This window comes from Rhizobium sp. UBA1881 (assembly GCF_002338015.1).
GTDB lineage: Bacteria > Pseudomonadota > Alphaproteobacteria > Rhizobiales > Rhizobiaceae > Rhizobium.
The window spans coordinates 1-12,413 of the sequence record NZ_DDHH01000088.1 but is presented as its reverse complement, the minus strand read 5'-3'; the positions used below and the strand labels follow the sequence as shown (position 1 = coordinate 12,413).

13 protein-coding genes and 1 pseudogene are annotated in these 12,413 nt (G+C 60.5%); 2 read left to right on the top strand and 12 right to left on the bottom strand.

The window, feature by feature from the left end; genetic code table 11:
• Window positions 1-200 precede the first annotated feature (200 nt).
• From B3605_RS10575 to B3605_RS10535, 9 genes are all read right to left on the bottom strand, one after another.
• On the bottom strand, window positions 201-365 hold the full coding sequence (locus B3605_RS10575; RefSeq protein WP_018901089.1) for a DUF1328 domain-containing protein: 165 nt from the start codon (window positions 363-365) through the stop codon (window positions 201-203).
• Between the two features lie 90 nt (window positions 366-455).
• Window positions 456-620, bottom strand: coding sequence for a hypothetical protein (locus B3605_RS10570; protein ID WP_183795285.1), 165 nt, complete (start codon window positions 618-620; stop codon window positions 456-458).
• 139 nt (window positions 621-759) lie between these two features.
• Window positions 760-942: a hypothetical protein gene (locus B3605_RS10565; RefSeq protein ID WP_112942643.1), complete on the bottom strand. Its 183-nt coding sequence runs from the start codon at window positions 940-942 to the stop codon at window positions 760-762.
• Window positions 943-1,102: 160 nt separating this feature from the next.
• Window positions 1,103-1,852 (bottom strand): ABC transporter ATP-binding protein, encoded by a 750-nt coding sequence (locus B3605_RS10560; RefSeq protein WP_018901087.1) that lies wholly within the window; start codon window positions 1,850-1,852, stop codon window positions 1,103-1,105.
• A complete protein-coding gene (locus B3605_RS10555) occupies window positions 1,849-2,682 on the bottom strand; it encodes an ABC transporter ATP-binding protein (protein WP_112942644.1) in 834 nt (277 codons plus the stop codon). The genes B3605_RS10560 and B3605_RS10555 overlap by 4 nt, the downstream gene beginning before the upstream one ends.
• Entirely contained in the window at window positions 2,679-3,626 is a 948-nt protein-coding gene (locus B3605_RS10550; protein WP_183795287.1) for an ABC transporter permease, read from the bottom strand. The genes B3605_RS10555 and B3605_RS10550 overlap by 4 nt, the downstream gene beginning before the upstream one ends.
• Window positions 3,623-4,690 carry an ABC transporter permease gene (locus tag B3605_RS10545; protein ID WP_112942645.1) on the bottom strand — a complete coding sequence of 356 codons (1,068 nt, stop codon included), beginning with the start codon at window positions 4,688-4,690 and terminating at the stop codon, window positions 3,623-3,625. Before B3605_RS10545 ends, B3605_RS10550 begins: the two co-directional genes overlap by 4 nt.
• Before the next feature lie 18 nt (window positions 4,691-4,708).
• Window positions 4,709-6,352 (bottom strand): ABC transporter substrate-binding protein, encoded by a 1,644-nt coding sequence (locus tag B3605_RS10540; RefSeq protein ID WP_047509073.1) that lies wholly within the window; start codon window positions 6,350-6,352, stop codon window positions 4,709-4,711.
• Between the two features lie 51 nt (window positions 6,353-6,403).
• Complete coding sequence (locus B3605_RS10535; RefSeq protein WP_112942646.1) at window positions 6,404-7,462, bottom strand: dipeptidase; 1,059 nt, start codon at window positions 7,460-7,462, stop codon at window positions 6,404-6,406.
• A 258-nt stretch (window positions 7,463-7,720) separates the two neighbouring features.
• Here B3605_RS10535 and B3605_RS10530 point away from each other — a divergent pair, with 258 nt between their 5' ends.
• The gene (locus B3605_RS10530) at window positions 7,721-8,230 is read left to right on the top strand and encodes a DUF1993 domain-containing protein (protein WP_112942647.1); all 510 of its coding nucleotides are present in this window, start codon (window positions 7,721-7,723) and stop codon (window positions 8,228-8,230) included.
• A 3-nt stretch (window positions 8,231-8,233) separates the two neighbouring features.
• Here the strand turns inward: B3605_RS10530 and B3605_RS10525 are convergent, their stop codons facing one another.
• Both B3605_RS10525 and galE read right to left on the bottom strand, forming a co-directional pair.
• Window positions 8,234-9,757, bottom strand: coding sequence for an alkaline phosphatase family protein (locus tag B3605_RS10525; RefSeq protein ID WP_112942648.1), 1,524 nt, complete (start codon window positions 9,755-9,757; stop codon window positions 8,234-8,236).
• A gap of 12 nt (window positions 9,758-9,769) precedes the next feature.
• Complete coding sequence (gene galE, locus B3605_RS10520) at window positions 9,770-10,753, bottom strand: UDP-glucose 4-epimerase GalE (RefSeq protein WP_018901079.1); 984 nt, start codon at window positions 10,751-10,753, stop codon at window positions 9,770-9,772.
• Between the two features lie 344 nt (window positions 10,754-11,097).
• Here galE and B3605_RS10515 point away from each other — a divergent pair, with 344 nt between their 5' ends.
• On the top strand, window positions 11,098-11,880 hold the full coding sequence (locus tag B3605_RS10515) for a class I SAM-dependent methyltransferase (RefSeq protein ID WP_112942649.1): 783 nt from the start codon (window positions 11,098-11,100) through the stop codon (window positions 11,878-11,880).
• Window positions 11,881-12,053: 173 nt separating this feature from the next.
• Here the strand turns inward: B3605_RS10515 and B3605_RS10510 are convergent.
• A pseudogene (locus B3605_RS10510) lies at window positions 12,054-12,413 on the bottom strand (CDP-alcohol phosphatidyltransferase family protein); the annotation flags it as partial.

The window sequence follows — 12,413 nt, the reverse complement described above, 5'->3', positions numbered from 1 at the left end:
GGCAATGCGAATCGATTTAGATTTGATCTTGCGACCAGCCGGGCAAAGAGGTGGGTGAGATTGAACGACGCCTCCCCGTCAAGCCAATCGGGAAAGTTGGACACTATTGCGACAATTCAAGTCAAGAGGTTTCGGCAAGTGACAAACGCACGAAAAATCCGGCGCCTTTTGGACGCCGGATTTCATTGATTATGCTGGATTTAGACGCGGCGCATGAGCCGCGCGACAAGCGATACAACAAACAGCACCAGGAATATGAAGAACAGTACCTGGGCAATCGATGCTGACGCGCCTGCGATGCCGCCAAACCCCAGAACGCCGGCGATCAGGGCTACAACAAGAAATACGAGTGCGTAGTAAAGCATTGCCATCTCCATTTAGTCGTTGCTGACCAGATAACGATGGTGTGCCTTTTTGGTTCCGTGCCCGGTGAAAAAGGGTTTGTTTTCGGTGCTCTAACCGATAACGCCGCAGACTACGGCCGCGAGAAAGGTGAATGCGGCCACGACCAGCGCCGCATTGACTGCCAGGTGCAAACGACCACGCGTCGTTTCCGGCTTCTTGGAGCGTGCGGAACGATAGTGGTCCGCGTGAGTATGCGACATACCCAAGTTTGCCATGTGTTGCCTCCGCCTGTTTTCAGCTCTTATTGAGAACCCAGTTTCTTATATAGTCTATCTGAATGGTAGAGATAAAATTCCACCAGATGTCGCTTGCTGAGAAAATCCGTCTTGCCTTGGACGGTCGGATAGGGACGGTCTAACAGATGGTGTGCCAGGCCCAGATCAGGGAGCGCTCCACCGCGCTGTCCTTGTAGGAGCTCTTCTTCTTCGCAACGATCTTTCGATCCCGCCTTGCCATCTTGAACAGCGGAGCTGTCCGCTTGGCAGCCTTGGCTGGAGGTGCGAAGTAACCCATGGTCATGCCGCCGAGAAAGAACATCTTTATCTCCATGATCACGAAAGCTAACAGCCGTTAACGCAATCATGACAGAAGCAAGGCCGCTGTCAATAGTCTAGTCGATTGGTCGTGTTTTAACGGACCGTTATTCTTAACGGTCCGCCGATTGCTAAAAATTTCAATTACTTGAAAAGATTGGGCTTCAGACTTTCACGAAGCCCTTGCTCGCGACCATCAAACTTTTCGTGTAGTCTTCGTGAACCTCGGCCTTGGCGAGCTGATCGGCTGTCAGGCGTTCGACCACGGTGCCACCGCGCATCACGGCGAGGTTTTCGCACATGTGGGTGATGACGCCGAGATCGTGGCTGACCATGACGAAGGTCAATTTCCGATCCCGCCTGACCTGTTCCAAGAGGTTCAGCACTTCGGCCTGCACGGAGGCGTCCAGCGCTGAAGTCGGCTCGTCGAGAAGCAGGATCGACGGTTCGACGATCAAGGCGCGGGCGATGGCGACGCGCTGGCGTTGGCCGCCGGAGAGCTGATGCGGGTAGCGGAAACGGAAGCCGTTGCCGAGGCCGACTTCATCGAGCGCGCGAGCGATACGCGTGTCGCTGTCCGAGATGCCATGGATCGCCAGCGGCTCCAGCAGCAGCCGGTCGATTGTCTGGCGTGGATGCAGCGAACCGTAGGGGTCCTGAAACACCATCTGGACCTTGCGGTAGAAGGCCTTGCTGCGCTTGGAACCAGAGAGCTGCTCGCCGTGGATCTTGATCGTGCCGTTCTTGACAGGAGCAAGGCCCGCGACGGCGCGCAGCAGCGTGGATTTCCCAGAGCCGGATTCGCCGACGAGACCGAAAGACTGGCCCTCGGCGATCTCGACGCTGACATCCTTCAGCGCGTGGAAATGGTCGTAGATGACGGTGACATTGTCGACGGAAAGGGCTGCTGTCATGCGGCCCACTCCGGCTTGCGGTCCAGCACCGGCAGAGGATGCCTGTTTTCGCCGATCTGGGGCATGCAGTTCAAAAGTCCTTGCGTATAGGGATGCTGGGCGTTCTTGAGCTCGGAGGCCTTCAGCTCCTCGACCACCTTGCCGGCATACATGACGATGACGCGGTCGCAGAAGGAGGAGACGAGGCGCAGATCGTGGGACACGAAGATCAGGCCCATGCCGCGCTCGGACACCAGGCGGTCCATGATTCTGAGCACGTCGAGCTGCACGGTCACGTCGAGCGCCGAGGTCGGCTCGTCGGCGATCAGCAGTTCGGGATCTGCGATCAGCATCATGGCGATCATGGCGCGCTGGCCCATGCCGCCCGAAACTTCATGCGGATAGAGATTGAAGACGCGCTGCGGCTCGCGGATCTGCACGGCTTCGAGCATGGCGATCGCGCGATCGCGTGCTTCGCCCTTGCCGATCTTCTCGTGCGTTCTCAGCGTCTCGCAGATCTGCTTGCCTATCGTCATGACCGGATCCAGCGAATACTTCGGATCCTGCAGCACCATGGCGATGCGCTTGCCGCGCAGCTGCCGGCGCTCCTTGGCCGAGGCCGACAGGAGGTCGATGCCGTTGAAGTCGAGCGTATCGGCCGTGACGATGCCGTGCGGCGGCGTCAGGCCCATGATGGCGCGGCCGGTCTGCGACTTGCCGGAGCCGGATTCGCCGACGATGCCCAGGCGTTCCTTGCCAAGCGTGAAGGAAACGCCGCGCACGGCTTCGATAACGCCGGTTCGTGTGGGGTAGCTGACCTTGAGGTTCTTGACGGTGAGAAGCGTGCTCATTGGCCGCTCTCCTTCGGGTCCAGCGCGTCGCGCAGGCCGTCTCCAAGCAGATTGAAGCCGAGGCTGACGACGAGGATGGCGATCCCCGGCATGGCGGCAACCCACCATTGGTCGAGGATGAAGCGGCGGCCCGAGGCGATCATCGCGCCCCATTCCGGCAGCGGCGGCTGGGCGCCGAGGCCAAGGAAGCCAAGCCCGGCTGCCGTCAGGATGATGCCTGCCATGTCGAGCGTGACGCGGACGATCAGCGAGGAGATGCAGAGCGGCATGACATGGCGCACGACGATGCGCAGCGGCGATGCACCCATGAGGCGGACGGCCGAGATATAGTCGGAGCGCCGCACCGTCAGGGTTTCGGCGCGCGCGATACGGGCGTATGGCGGCCAGGAGGTGATGGCAATGGCAATGATGGCGTTCTGGATGCCCGGACCGAGTGCTGCGACGAAGGCGAGCGCCAGGACGAGCTTCGGGAAGGCGAGGAAGATGTCGGTGATGCGCATCAGGACGGCATCGACCCAGCCGCCGGCATAGCCGGACACCGTGCCGACCAGGAGGCCGATCGGCGCCGAGATAATGGCGACGAGGACGACGACCATCAGCGTCAGGCGGGAACCGTAGATCAGGCGCGAATAGATATCACGGCCCTGGTCGTCGGTACCGAGAAGATAGCCCTCGGCGCCCGGCGGCAGAAGGCGCGCGTTGCGGAGATCGCCGACGACGGGCGAGTGCGTCGCCAGAACATCGGCGAAGGCGGCCATCACGAGCAGCGCGATGATGATGAAGAGACCAACGACCGCCAGGCGATTGGCGGTAAACTGCCGCCAAGTGACGTAAGCGCGGCCGAGACGGGCCTGGGTGCGTGATTGCGGCCGGTCGGAGAGCAGCCACTCGCGGCGGGTCATCGGTCTGACATTGGTTGCGGTGTTGTTTGCTTGCATGCTCATCGGGTTCGGGTCCTGGGATCGAGGGTCCGATAAAGAAGATCAGACAAGAGGTTGATACCGATGAAGACGGTGCCGATGATGATGGTGCCGCCAAGCACGGCGTTCATGTCGGCATTCTGCAGCGAATTGGTTATGTAGAGGCCGATGCCGGGCCAGGAGAAGACTGTTTCTGTCAGGACCGAACCTTCGAGCAGACCGGCATAGGAGAGCGCGATGACGGTGACGAGCGGCACCGCGGCGTTGCGCAGCGCGTGGCCCCAGATCACCCGGGTTTCCGACAGGCCCTTGGCGCGCGCGGCCACGACATATTCCTGGCTAAGCTCGTTCAGCATGAAGCTGCGCGTCATGCGGCTGATATAGGCGAGCGAGAAATAGCCGAGCAGCGAAGCGGGCAGGATGATGTGGCGGAAGACGTCATAGAAGACGTCCCACTGCCCCTGCATGGCGCTGTCGAGCAGGTAGAAGCCGGTGACCGGCGTGAAGCTGTATTCGAAAACGATGTCGATACGGCCGGGGAAGGCGACCCAGCGTAGCTTGGCATAGAAGATCACCAGCGAGATCAGCGACAGCCAGAAGATCGGCACGGAATAGCCGATGAGGCCGATGACGCGAACGATCTGGTCGGCGAAGCTGCCGCGCTTGACGGCGGCGAGGACGCCGAGCGGCACGCCGATCACCGAACCGATGATGGTGCCGAGCGTGGCGAGTTCGATCGTTGCCGGGAAGACGCGCTTGATATCGACCATGACGGGATTGGTCGTCAGTACCGAGGTGCCGAAATCGCCGGCCAGGATCCCTTTGAGGTAGATATAGAACTGCTGGTAGAGCGGCAGGTCGAAGCCCATTTCGCGCCGTACGCGTTCAACCACGTGGGCGGGCGCGCGGTCGCCGAGAATGGCGAGCACCGGATCGATGGGCACGACGCGGCCGATGAAAAAGGTCACGGCCAGAAGGCCGAGATAGGTGGTGACGGCGGCGACCAGAAAACGGCCCACAGCCTTCGCAAAAGGAAGAGCACGGCCGGGTTTCGGCCGTGCTTCCGTCTTTGTTTCGACGATGCTCAATCTATCAATCCTGCCGGATCATTCCTTGCCGATCATGCCGACATAGTTGGTGTCGAAGCTCGGGCCGAGTTTGAAGTTCGTTACGCCCTTGCGGTAGCCCGCGACTTCGGTCTGCTGGAAGATGAAGACGAACGGGCTGTTGGCCAGATACTTCTTCTGGATGTCCTGATACATCGCCGCGCGCTTGTCGTTGTCGCGTTCGAGCAGGGCAGCCTTGGCTTCCTTGTCCAGTTCAGGCGCTTCAAACGTGTTGCGCCAAGCGAGCGTCTTCACTGTGCCGGCGTCGGAGTTATCCGGGTTGCTGGTGAAGGTATCGGCGTTGGAGTTCGGGTCGAAGTAGTCCGAGCCCCACTGGCCGATGTAGATGTCGTGCGTGCGGGCGCGGAACTTGGTCAGCGTCTGCTTGCCGTCCCCCGGGATGATTTCCATCTTGATGCCGGCCTGGGCGACCGACTGCTGGATGGATTCGGCGATACCGGTTACCGGCTGCGTGTTGCGCACGTCGATGGTGACCGAGAAGCCGTCCTTCAGGCCTGCCTTGGCGAGAAGTTCCTTGGCCTTGGCGACGTCGAACTTGTAGGGGTTCTCGTCAAGCGCGCCGAGCTGGCCCTTCGGCAGGAAGGTCTGGTGGATTTCGCCGATGCCCTTGATCAGGGTGGCGCCAATCGCGTCGTAGTCGACCAGGTACTTGAAGGCTTCCTGGACTTCCGGCTTCTTCAGGTTCTCGTTCTTGGAGTTGAGGCTGATGAAGTAGACGGTGCCCTTCGGCGCGCTTTCGCTGGCGAGATCGGCGTTCTTTGCAACAGCGTCGAGGTCGCCCGGCTCCAGGTTGCGGGCGATGTCGATGTCACCGGCTTCGAGCGCCAAGCGCTGCGCGGAGCTTTCCTTCATGAAGCGATAGATGACGCGGGCGAGCTTGGCCTTTTCGCCGTAGTAGTTGTCGTTGCGCTCGAGCACGACCACTTCGTTGGCCCGCCATTCGCGCAGCTTGAAGGCGCCGGAGCCGGCATAGCCGGTCTTCAGCCACTCATTGCCGAAATCGTTGTCGTACTTGTAGTCGGCCGACGGGGTGACCGGCTTGACGTGGTCGAGAACCAGCTTCTTGTCGACGACGGAAGCAACCGTTGCCGTGAGGCAGTTCAGGACGAAGCTTGGCGCGTATGGCTTGTCGACGGTGAAGGTGAAGGTGTTCTCGTCGGTCGCCTTGGCTTTTTCGGTGACGTTGTCGCCCGTGATGCCGAACTGGGTGATGATGAAGGCGGGGCTCTTGTCGAGCTTGACGGCGCGCTCGAAGGACCATGCGACGTCTTCGGCGGTGATCGGGTTGCCCGAGGCGAACTTCATGCCAGGCTTCAGCTTGAACGTATAGGTCAGGCCGTCATCAGAAACGGTCCAGCTCTCGGCCAGATCGCCCTTGACCTTGGACGTGTCGGCCATGTCGAGGCGCACGAGCAGGCTGTAGGTGTTGCTGGTCATCTCGGCGGTCGAGAGCTCGAAAGCTTCGCCCGGATCCATGGTGATGATGTCGTCGATCGCGAAGCCCTCGACGAGGGTATCCTTCGGGGTCTCGGCGAAGGCAGCGGGCGCGGCCATCATCAGGATGGAAAGGGCGGCGCCGGCAGAAAGCGCACGGAAGCTGCGGTTCAATCTGGTCATCATCATAATTTTCGTCCCCTGTTCATTCTTGAATTCGGTCAAAGCACGTCAGCAGTCTCAGGCAGCCTCTTCTCCCCATGCCGAAGACAGAATTCGAAGCCAGTTTTCGCTGGCCATTTTCTTCAAATCCTCGCCACCATATCCAGCACGCTGAAGCGCATCAATCAGCTTCTGGTTGCCCGAGGCGTCGCCGATTTCATCCGGTATGGTTGCGCCGTCGAAGTCCGATCCGAGCGCCACGCAATCAATGCCGATACGCTCGACGAGGTAGTCGATATGGCGAACCATGTCGCTGAGCGGCGTGTCGCCGTCCGAGCGGGCGTCGTCGCGCAGCATGGCGGTCGCATAGTTGAGGCCGACGAGGCCGCGGCTTTCCTTGATCGCGTCCAGCTGCCTGTCTGTCAGGTTGCGGGCGACCGGTGTCAGCGCATGGACGTTCGAGTGGCTGGCGACGAGCGGCTGGTCCGTCGTCTTCGCCACATCCCAGAAGCCTTTTTCGGTAATGTGGGCGAGATCGATCATGATGCCCATGCGATTGCACTCGCGAACCAGTTCGAAGCCGGCGTCGGTCAGGCCGAGGCCGGTATCCGGCGACATCGGGAAAGCAAAAGGAACGCCGTGGCCGAAGATGTTGTGCCGGCTCCAGACGGGGCCGAGCGAGCGCAGGCCCGCCGCGTAGAAGACTTCCAGCGCGGCCAGATCTGAACCGATCGCCTCGCAGCCTTCCATATGCATGACAGCGGCGAAAACGCCGTCATCGACGGATTTGCGGATGTCCTTGACTGTGCGGCACAGACGCCAGGCGCCGGCGCGATCGAGGCGCAGGGCGATCGCGGCCATCTCATTGGCGATCCGTAGCGATGGCAATGGATCGAGAGGCGCTGCGAGCGGGGTGACGTAGTGGCCATCCTTGTCGGGATCGGCGAAGACCAGATCGCCCGACGGGATATAGATGGCGCAAAGGCCACCGGCCAGGCCGCCTGCCTTGGCACGCGGCGCGTCGATATGGCCGGTGTCCGTTCCGTTCGCAAACTCGGCAATGGGATCGCCGCCCTCCCGCTCATGCGTCCAGAGGCGGAGGAGAACGTCGTTGTGGCCGTCGAATACGAATTGCATGTCAGTTCCTGTAAGCCCAGCTCCCAGAGCCAGGGCGGGCGATGCGAAGCGCGCAGAATAGAAAAGCTGGCGGAATACGCCACCCCTTTTTTGAGATTATTTTGGAGCGACAACCCATGGTTAGGTGCAGCATTGCGGTCTCGATGGGGCATTCCAAAAACACCGATAATGATGCGTCGGCCGATGAAAATGACATGCTGCCTGACTATATGATGTCGCGGAAACGGTGGCTGGTCGTCGGCCCCGGTGGAGAGCGCAATGTCTATTTCAATCTATCGCCTGACAGTGCCTGTATTTCAGCGCGGCCTGACAACCTTGACCAACTATCTCGACAAGGCGGAGGCCTTCGCCAGCGAGAAGGGCATCGATCCCGTGGAGCTGGTCGCGACGCGGCTGGCGCCGGATATGCTGCCGTTTTCCGGCCAGTACCAGCGGGCCACCGATAGCGCCAAGCTTGCCATTGCACGGCTAACGGGTACGGACGCGCCGAAATTCGAGGACAACGAGACGACGATCGCCGAGCTCAGGGCGCGTGTCGCGAAAACGGAAGCCTATCTTGCGACCGTGTCACCGGATGCGCTCGATGGTGCTGAAACCCGCGAGGTCGTCATTTCTCCCGGCGGCAACAGAACGGTCTTTCGTGGCGATGACTACGTCTTGAGCTTCGCGCTGCCGAATTTCTATTTCCACATCTCGATGGCGCACGCGATCCTGCGAAACAAGGGCGCGCAGGTCGGCAAGCTCGATTATCTCGGGCGGTTCTCCTGACGATCAATAGGGCCGGTGTCGAACCGGCCCTTTCTCCGTCAGCTCTGTGTAGGCGAGCGTCTGGTCGAGGTGGCGGGCGCGCAGCGACAGCAGTTTTTCCGCGTAGGTCAGGCGTGTTGAAGCAAGTGCCGGGTCGGCCGCGATATTTCGTAGCTCCATCGGGTCGCTCCTGAGATCGAAGAGCAACGGCGCCAAGCCGGCGAAATGCACATATTTGAAATTCTCGTCCCTGACGACGGCGAGATTGCATTCGTTCGATCGCAGGCCGAAATGCCGCTCGGCATGCTGATGGGCGATGTCGCGAAAATCGAACTCCCAGAAGGCAGCATCCCGCCAGTTCGCGACGCCCTTCCCTTCGGTAAAGGGTAGCAGCGACTGCCCATCCAGGCCGTTTTCCGGCTCGACGTCCAGGCGCTCGCACAGTGTCGGAAAGATATCGGCGGCGCTGGTGAAGTGCTCGACCGTTCCGCCGCGATTACCCGATCGCGGATCGCGAATGACCAGCGGGATGTGATAGCTCTCGTCAAAGAAGCCGCCCTTGCCGAAGGTCCAGTGATCGCCGGCCATCTCCGCATGATCTGATGTGAAGACGATCACCGTGTTTTCCCAGGCGCCGGCATCCTTGAGCGCGGCCCAGATACGGCCGAGCTGCGCGTCCACCTCGGCGATCATTCCATAATAGATGGCGCGGATGGCTGCGATGTCCCCGGCGGTCCAGTCATCGACCGGGCCGGTCGCGCCGTGGATGAAGCTGCCCTTGTCGTTTCGCTGCATCGCGTAGGCGACATAGGGATGGGACGCCTGCTCGCTCTCCCGATCAGCCGCGCGTGAAAAGGCAGGCCCGTCCTCAGGCGAAAACATGTCATTGTAGGGCGCCGGCGCTGAAAAGGGCGGATGCGGGCGCAGGAAGGATATGTGCGCGAACCACGAACGATCCTGTTCGCCCAGCCAGCGAATGAACTCACCTGCCAGGAAGGCCGTCTGCGTCTCGTCTTTGGAATAGGCGGTTGGCGCGTTGGAGATTTCGCCGGGCCGGGCGCCCAAGGGGATGTGAATATCGCGGTTCGTCGCATTCTCATGGCCGCGCGATCGCAGCCAGGATAGCCATTGTCTCTCATGTTCCGGCAGCAGTTGCCTTACGGTAAAGCCGGGCAGCAGGCCTTCATAGGTGGTCAGATGCGGATCGTTGGCATCGATGCCGCGGGGGTCGGGCGCCGTATCCGTGTAGCCGAACAAGGTCGGCTCGTAGCCGGCACGGCGTGCAGCGAGCGCCAGATTGTCGAACCTGCCATCGAGGGGCGAGCCGTTGCGGCAAACCCGATGGTTCATCTGGTAGAGGCCGGTATAGAGCGTGGCGCGCGCCGGCGAACACGGCGCGGCACCAGCGTAATGACGGGCAAACAGCGTGCCTTCGGCCGCCAGCACATCGACATTCGGCGTCCTGACGCAGGCATGATTGCGTGCCGAGAGGCAATCACCGCGCCACTGGTCCGCGGTGATCAGCAGAATGTTCGGTTTGCCCGTCATCGATCTGGCCAATCAGTGATGGTTAGATTTCGAGTGCCAGTTCCAGGCCGAGCGGATGATCTGGGACAGATCATGCTGCGGCACCCAGCCAAGCACTTCGCGTGCCTTGTCGTTGTTGGCGACAAGCGTATGCGAATCGCCTTCGCGGCGGCCGACATATTCGACGGGGAATGGCTTGGCGGAGACGTCTTCGATCGCGCCGAGCAGTTCCTTGACAGTCGTGCCGGTGCCTGTGCCGAGATTGAGCGCAACCGATTCACCGCCACGCAGCAGATGCTCGACGGCGCGGACATGCGCGTCGGCAAGATCGAGCACGTGGATGTAGTCTCGCACGCAGGTGCCGTCGCGGGTCTCGTAATCGCTGCCGAACACCTTGAAGCCGTCGCGCCGGCCGAGTGCTGCGTCAATCGCGAGCGGGATCGCGTGGGTTTCCGGCTGATGCCACTCGCCGATACGGCCTTCGAAATCGGCGCCGGCGGCATTGAAGTAACGCAGCACGACCGAGCGGAAGCCGGTGTACTTGTCGTAATCGGCAAGCGCCTGCTCGACGATGTATTTCGTCTGGCCATAGGGGTTGATCGGCACCTGGCGGTGGGTTTCATCCAGCGGCACACTTTGCGGCAGACCGTAGGTCGCGCAGGTGGAGGAGAAAACGAAGGCCTTGATGCCGGCCGCCTGGGCCGCTGCCAGCAAGGTCAGCGTGCCGATGACGTTGTTTTCGTAGAAGGCAACCGGGTCCTTTACGGATTCACCGACCTCGATCAGGGCCGCGAAATGCAGGATGGCTGCGGGCTTGTGCTTGGCCAGAACCTCGTCGAGGCGCGCACGATCCCTAATATCGCCTTCTTCGGCCGGGCCCCATTTGACGAACTCGCGGTGCCCGTTCGAGAAGTTGTCGTAAACGACGGGCTTGAAACCCTTGTTGGCGAGATCGAGACATGTGTGGGAGCCGATATAGCCTGCACCACCAACGACCAGAACTGTTTCACCTGCCATGCACCACCTTCTGTGATTTGGAATCGGACAGCACCAGAGTTAGGCCAACGACATGGCGATAAAAAGAACGAAGTGGGTTGTATGCCGTTTTCGCCGCATCTTCTGGCCAACGCGATTAGCGAATTTCGTTAGCCGAGATCGAAGACCGGTCGAATGAGGATTTTTCGCCTGCGATGCATGGTCAACACATGCCTAGTCGACAATATCACTGGAATTACTGGTAGTGATGGAAAATCTTGCTACCTATGATACTGCCTTATTTTAGCTTTCGTGCATGGTCTATGCTTTGTGTCTTGTTATGTCTGTTACACTAGACTTCAAAGATATCTGGAAAAACATCGCGCATGGATGCAGCTATTCGCAAGTTTATCTTTCATGATCTTCAAACGATCGCGGGTTACATCGATCCTCCGGATGCGCTGGTGTTTCTGGCGATCCTCCAGCATCAGGCTCTGGCCGGTTTTGAAGGGGCGATCGCCGAGATCGGCGTCTATTACGGGCGATCCTATTTCCTCTTTCGGCGCATTTGCGGTGACGAGCAACGAATCGTCGCCATCGATCTTTTCGATCTCGACAGTGCGACGAAGGGCAGCGCGCAATATCTGCAATTTGTCGAAAACGGCCGCCGGCTTGGCCTTCCTGTGTTTGAAGAGCTGGTGATCAAGGGTGACAGCACGCTTCTGAAGCCCGCGGATATCTTCGCGAAGGTGGGGCCGGTCCGGTTCTTCAGCATCGATGGCGGGCACATGCTGCATCACGTGATGTCCGACACGCATCTGGCGGCGGACACGCTGACCGATCATGGCATCATCGCCTTCGACGACACATTCAACCCTACTTGGCCGGAGGTGACGGTTGGCGTCGCCGATTTCCTGCGTGAGCAGCAAGGCGAGTTCGCGGTCTTCTGCATCACCAAATACAAGACCTATGTCTGCCGCCGGGCATTTCACGCTGAATATTCCAGGGCGATCGCCGCCTCTCCCGATCTTGCCGCTTTCGAACATGTCGAGACCGAGTTTCTCGGCTCCAAGGCGGCGCGGCTTGAAAATCCGATGCGCCGGCGTCTCGTGCACCAGCTTCTGGTGCGCAGCGGCATGAGCGTGTTTTCAGAACGGGCCTATCGATAGCCGGCTTTGCTGTGAGCGGGCGATAGAAAGAAAAATGCCTCGCCGAAGCGAGGCTAGTCCAAGGTCGCTTCGGGGAAAACAGAAGCGACGCGGCTGTTTTATTGCTGCGCTTATTTTCCGCAAGCGCAGTTTCGCGAATTTCGGTACGCCCGGCGAAATGGTCGGAGCGACTATCAGGACCGGTTGCCACCGCTCTTCAAGCCCGCGACAAGCCGGCGACCGCGACGAAGGGCGGTGAACGCGGCGCCGATCGCGATCAGCCATAGCGCGGCAAGCAAGATTTCATTGGTGCCACCCCAGAGCGGCTGAAACACCGATAGAATAGCGGCGCCCGTTATCGTTGCCATGCGATGCTGCTTGGCCATGGGGCCGGAGAAATCGCTCGGCTGGCCGGTGGCGCGGCCAAGCTCGCGGACATAGGCGGTGAGCACCGCAAACGCCGCCGCCGCCCAGCCGAGCCCCGGCGCCCCGATGCCCGCCCCTGCCCCGACGAGGATCAGGATGTCGGCAACCCGGTCCGGGAATTCATTCCA

Excerpts from the sequence above, each read along its gene's own strand:
- B3605_RS10570 (WP_183795285.1), bottom strand. The coding sequence starts at position 620 with ATGGCAAACTTGGGTATGTCGCATACTCACGCGGACCACTATCGTTCC.
- B3605_RS10540 (WP_047509073.1), bottom strand. The coding sequence starts at position 6,352 with ATGATGATGACCAGATTGAACCGCAGCTTCCGTGCGCTTTCTGCCGGC.
- B3605_RS10530 (WP_112942647.1), top strand. The coding sequence starts at position 7,721 with ATGTCTATTTCAATCTATCGCCTGACAGTGCCTGTATTTCAGCGCGGC.
- galE (WP_018901079.1), bottom strand. The coding sequence starts at position 10,753 with ATGGCAGGTGAAACAGTTCTGGTCGTTGGTGGTGCAGGCTATATCGGC.
- B3605_RS10575 (WP_018901089.1), bottom strand. The coding sequence starts at position 365 with ATGCTTTACTACGCACTCGTATTTCTTGTTGTAGCCCTGATCGCCGGC.
- B3605_RS10535 (WP_112942646.1), bottom strand. The coding sequence starts at position 7,462 with ATGCAATTCGTATTCGACGGCCACAACGACGTTCTCCTCCGCCTCTGG.
- B3605_RS10515 (WP_112942649.1), top strand. The coding sequence starts at position 11,098 with ATGGATGCAGCTATTCGCAAGTTTATCTTTCATGATCTTCAAACGATC.
- B3605_RS10555 (WP_112942644.1), bottom strand. The coding sequence starts at position 2,682 with ATGAGCACGCTTCTCACCGTCAAGAACCTCAAGGTCAGCTACCCCACA.
- B3605_RS10565 (WP_112942643.1), bottom strand. The coding sequence starts at position 942 with ATGTTCTTTCTCGGCGGCATGACCATGGGTTACTTCGCACCTCCAGCC.
- B3605_RS10525 (WP_112942648.1), bottom strand. The coding sequence starts at position 9,757 with ATGACGGGCAAACCGAACATTCTGCTGATCACCGCGGACCAGTGGCGC.
- B3605_RS10550 (WP_183795287.1), bottom strand. The coding sequence starts at position 3,626 with ATGAGCATGCAAGCAAACAACACCGCAACCAATGTCAGACCGATGACC.
- B3605_RS10560 (WP_018901087.1), bottom strand. The coding sequence starts at position 1,852 with ATGACAGCAGCCCTTTCCGTCGACAATGTCACCGTCATCTACGACCAT.